Annotated in this window: 4 protein-coding genes and 1 tRNA gene; 3 read left to right on the plus strand and 2 right to left on the minus strand. The window is 66.8% G+C overall.

Annotated elements, in window-relative coordinates; translation table 11 throughout:
* A partial coding sequence (locus VFW69_RS01615) for a hypothetical protein (protein WP_526497489.1) occupies window positions 1-205 on the plus strand: 205 nt, incomplete at its 5' end.
* A gap of 107 nt (window positions 206-312) precedes the next feature.
* On the opposite strand, the gene VFW69_RS01620 is transcribed toward VFW69_RS01615, so the two are convergent.
* Entirely contained in the window at window positions 313-1,671 is a 1,359-nt protein-coding gene (locus VFW69_RS01620) for an IS1380 family transposase (RefSeq protein WP_526497491.1), read from the minus strand.
* A gap of 429 nt (window positions 1,672-2,100) precedes the next feature.
* On the opposite strand from VFW69_RS01620, the gene VFW69_RS01625 reads away from it, so the two are divergent.
* On the plus strand, window positions 2,101-3,333 hold the full coding sequence (locus tag VFW69_RS01625) for an IS481 family transposase (protein WP_526497493.1): 1,233 nt from the start codon (window positions 2,101-2,103) through the stop codon (window positions 3,331-3,333).
* A gap of 58 nt (window positions 3,334-3,391) precedes the next feature.
* Here the strand turns inward: VFW69_RS01625 and VFW69_RS01630 are convergent.
* Window positions 3,392-3,486, minus strand: a tRNA-Leu gene (locus tag VFW69_RS01630).
* 131 nt (window positions 3,487-3,617) lie between these two features.
* Between VFW69_RS01630 and VFW69_RS01635 the strand changes: the two genes are divergently transcribed.
* Window positions 3,618-4,407, plus strand: a 790-nt coding sequence (locus tag VFW69_RS01635; protein WP_526497495.1) for a site-specific integrase, incomplete at its 3' end; no start/stop codon positions are given.

Raw genomic sequence — 4,407 nt, forward strand, 5'->3', positions numbered from 1 at the left:
CAAGCAGCTGAGTGAAGCCGGGCTGGACGCCGGGGCGGACACGATCGGCTGGCACCTTGCCCACCAGCGCCCGTTGTGGAGGGCGCACACGGTTGGACCGTTGGGTCTACCTCCGGGCCTGACCGTCGAGGAAGAACAGCGTCCGACTATCGGTGAGCTCGGCCCTAAGCCCGGATCCACCGTCCGATCGTCGTCGGTGATGTGAGTCGGGTGACGTGACGTCTCGTTGGTCGGGGGCGTGGCGATGTCGCCGGGCGTGCCGGCTGATCTCCACGTCGTGCGCTGTCGGGTCCTGTCGGACGGCCGGATAACTCAGACTGTCGCCGGTGGTCCGGTCGAGTCGATCATCCGTTGCCAGGCGTGCTGCCAGGGCCACGCTGCTGGCAGGTGCAGGGTGAGCCGCCGGGCGGAGCGGGCGAGCCGGGCCGGGACATTGATGAGCTGCGCGCGGATGGTCCCGGTGGTCGCTTTGGCGTGGAAGGTGGAGGCGAGCGCGCCGGCGGCGCGACTGAGGTTGAACGCGATGGCCGCGCAGACCAGCCAGGCACTGTTGGCCCAGAAGCGCCCGGACGGCAGGTGCGCGAGCGGCCCGTTCTTCAGATCGGCGATGACTTGCTCGACAATCGCGTGCGCGCGGTGCGCCGACTCGGCTGCCAGCATCGGCAGCGGGCTGTTGGTGAACACGGCGTGGTAGCGGTAGGCGGTGAACAGCTCGCTCTGGTTGGCCGGGTTCATGTCCTTGACCCGGCGGACGATCAGCCGCGCGCTGACCTGCATGGCCTTCGCGCGGGACGCGAACGCGATGTAAGGGACTTCGGCGACCTCCGCGTCGGAGATCCACCGTTGCTGGGCCTCGTCGAAGATGGCGCTGGTGTATTTGATCGGCGTCCACGCATCGTCACCGATGGTCGCGATCGCCTTGCGGACAGCGGGATCTTGCCGCGCTGTTATCGAGAAGCAGCTGTCGTGGCGGATCGCGGCGGCGATGACGTCGTGGCTGTAGAACGCGGAGTCCGCGCGCAACACCCGCAGCCCGCTCACGCTCATCGTCGAGGCGGTGACGAGCGCGTCGGCGACCAGGCGGTGCGCGCCTTTCGGTGACGCTGTCGAGCCTTTGCGCAGCCGGACGGCGGCGATCACCGGCGCCGATGCCGGTGTGCTGACCGTCGCGATCAGCGCGTTGAGACCCTTCACTCCGGTGTAGCCGCGACCGGCGGCCTGCTTGGCATAGCCGTAGGTCTGCCGGACCGTGTCGTCGACATCGACGTAGACCAGATCACCCTCGGCGGGCAGCAGTGGCGCCTGGCCGGCCAGGTTGATCAGCAGCCGCGACGCGACCGCATCGAGCTGACGAACGTGACCGAATGTGAAGGCGCGTAGAAACGTCCCGAGCGTCGACGGCGCCCGAACCCCGGTGAACAGCCGGGCCATCCCGCCATGCCGCAACAGTGCCATGTCATCGATGGAGTCCGCGCCCGCGACCATCCCAGCGACCAGCGACGAGACCTTCAGATCCGCGTTGACACCACCCGGCTGGCCGATCCGAACGTGCTCGGCGGTCAACCGCTGCAGCCCGGCCCGCTCAGCCAACTGCAGCACCGGCGCCAGACCTGCGCACGACACGAGGTTCGGATCGTCGAACAAGACGTTCAGGCCATGCGAGACTCGCATCTACCGGGTGCCTTTCTGCTGGCTTCGAATCGTTTCCTTCGCAAGATCGATTCTGTTGCAGCAGAAGGGCATCTCGGCGTTACGACGCGCGACCTACCTCACGCGGACGGTGGATCCGGGCTTAGTGACCGCCCGCCGGCCTCTGCGTGAACGACCGGTTCCGCGGACCGTCGCGGAGGCGGCCGGGTCGGGGCGCGACAGCTCCCCACCGGCGCTCCACCGTGCCGTCTTGTGTCACCAAATCCACGGTCAACAGACGGTCAAACGATCTTCAGGCCCACGATCAAGATCGTTGATCATGGGCCTGACCTGCGAAAACGTAGTAGCGGGGGCAGTGTCCTGGCTCAGGACATCGGAATGGGGTGTCTCGCGACATCGGCATAGCGTGTCGCAGGTCATCGGAATAGCGGTGGCCGCTCAAGCTTCGGCATGTCGAAGCGTCGCCTTGTCATCACCGCTGTTCTGACCGGCCAGTCCCAGTCCGAGGTCGCCCGCACCTACGGCGTCTCCCAGGGCTGGGTCAGCCGGCTCATGGTCCGCTACGCCGCCGAGGGTGAGGCGGCGTTCGAGCCGCTGTCTCGTGCTCCCAAGGCCAGCCCGCAGGCGACGGCGCCAGCAACCGTTGCACTGATCGTTCGGCTGCGCAAGCAGCTGAGTGAGGCCGGGCTGGACGCCGGGGCGGACACGATCGGCTGGCACCTTGCCCACCATCACGGTGTCGAGGTGTCGCGGCCGACGATCAACCGGATCCTGGTCCGTGCCGGCACCGTCACCCCGGATCCGTCGAAGCGACCGAAGAGCTCCTACCTGCGGTTCGAAGCCGAGATGCCGAACGAGTGCTGGCAGTCCGACTTCACCCACCACCGCCTCGTCGACGGCACCCGCCACGTCACCCACCGCGGCGGCATCCGGCGAGTCGAGGAAGGCACCGATGTCGAGATCCTGACCTGGCTCGACGACTGCTCCCGTTACGCCCTGTCGGTCACCGCGCACGCCGCGGTCACCGGCCGGATCGTGCTGGCAACCTTCCGCAAAGCCGCTGCCACGCATGGCTTTCCGGCCTCCACCCTCACCGACAACGGACGCGTGTTCACCGTCCGGCTCTTCGGCGGCACCCCAGGTCGCAACCACCTCGAGCACGAGCTACGCGAGCGCAACATCACCCAGAAGAACGGCAAGCCCAACCACCCGCAGACCCAAGGCAAGGTCGAACGGTTCCAGCAGACGCTGAAGAAGTGGCTCCGCGCACAACGCGTCCAACCCGCCACGATCGCCGAGCTGCAGACGCTGCTCGACGCGTTCGTCGACGAGTACAACCAGCGCCGCCCACACCGGTCGCTGCCGCACCGAGCCACCCCCGCGACGATCTACCGGTCGCTGCCCAAGGCCACCCCCAGCCGCGACCGCAGCAGCGACACCCACGACCGAGTCCGCCGCGACAAGATCGACAAAGCCGGCAGCGTCACCCTGCGCGTCGCCGGCCGCCTACGCCACATCGGGGTCGGACGAACCTACGCCCGAACCGACGTCATCCTGCCCATCCACGACCTCCACGTCCGCATCGTCGACGCCGCCACCGGCGAGCTCCTCCGCGACCTCATCATCGACCCACGCCGCGACTACCAACCCACCGGACGACCACCTGGACCCACAAAAAAATAAGCCCGAACCTGCACATCGCAGGTCCGAGCCATTCCGATGTCGCGAGACATCACATTAGTAGCGGGGGCAGGATTTGAACCTGCGACCTCTGGGTTATGAGCCCAGCCCCACGCGAGATCGGTGCATCTCAGCGCATGTCAGTACCACCTAGCTTCCCTTGTGGGGCAACGGGTTCTCTGGCAGTGGGTGGCACCGACCGGAACTGGCCGGCAGCCACTGTTTCTGGAACGAGCCTGGAACGAACGTTGGTTCCTCGTGCGATGATCGGTGCGCGTGAGGAGGTCATGACTATGTCCTACACCCGCACCAAGACGCTGAAGGACGGATCGGTCCGCCACTACGCGGTCTACCTCGGCGCCGACGGCCGCTACCACGAGGAAGGCGGTTACAAGACCGAGAAGCAAGCCGCCAAGGTCGCCGCGCAGCGCGAGCTCGAAGCGGCCCGCGGCGACTGGGCCTCCCCCATGGCCGGGCGGACCACGTTCGCCGACTACGTGACAACCTACTACTGGCCCACCACCGAGCACCTAGAAGTCTCGACCCGCACGGCCTACCGGTCCTACCTGGACAAGCACTTCATCCCGCGGTTCGGGAAGCTGCCGATGCGGCGGATCAACCCGTCGATGATCCAGGCCTGGGTCAACGACGCGACCCGCGACGGCCTGTCCGCCCGGTCAGCGGTGAAGTACCACGCGCTGCTGCACAAGATCTTCGCCCGCGCGGTTGTCGACCGAGTGATCCCAGTCAACCCGGCATCGCACACGGCGCTGCCGAAGGTCGTGGCCACGCCGAAGCAGATCATCACCGCCGACCAGTTCGAGGCCATCCTCGCCAAACTCCCCGCGCTCTACCGGATGATGGTGCTGCTCGCCATCGAGACCGGGCTGCGATGGGGCGAGCTGATCGCGCTGCGCCCCTGCGACATCAACCTCAAGACGCACACGGTCATTGTTCGGCGCACGATCGTCGAAGTCGCGAAAAAGCACTCGCCAACCGGCGAGCGGTGCTTCGTCAAGGACTACCCCAAAGACGACGAACAACGGCGGGTTCAGATAGACGCGTCCACCTGCCAGC

It is taken from the genome of Mycobacterium sp., from assembly GCF_036273375.1.
Lineage (GTDB): Bacteria > Actinomycetota > Actinomycetes > Mycobacteriales > Mycobacteriaceae > Mycobacterium.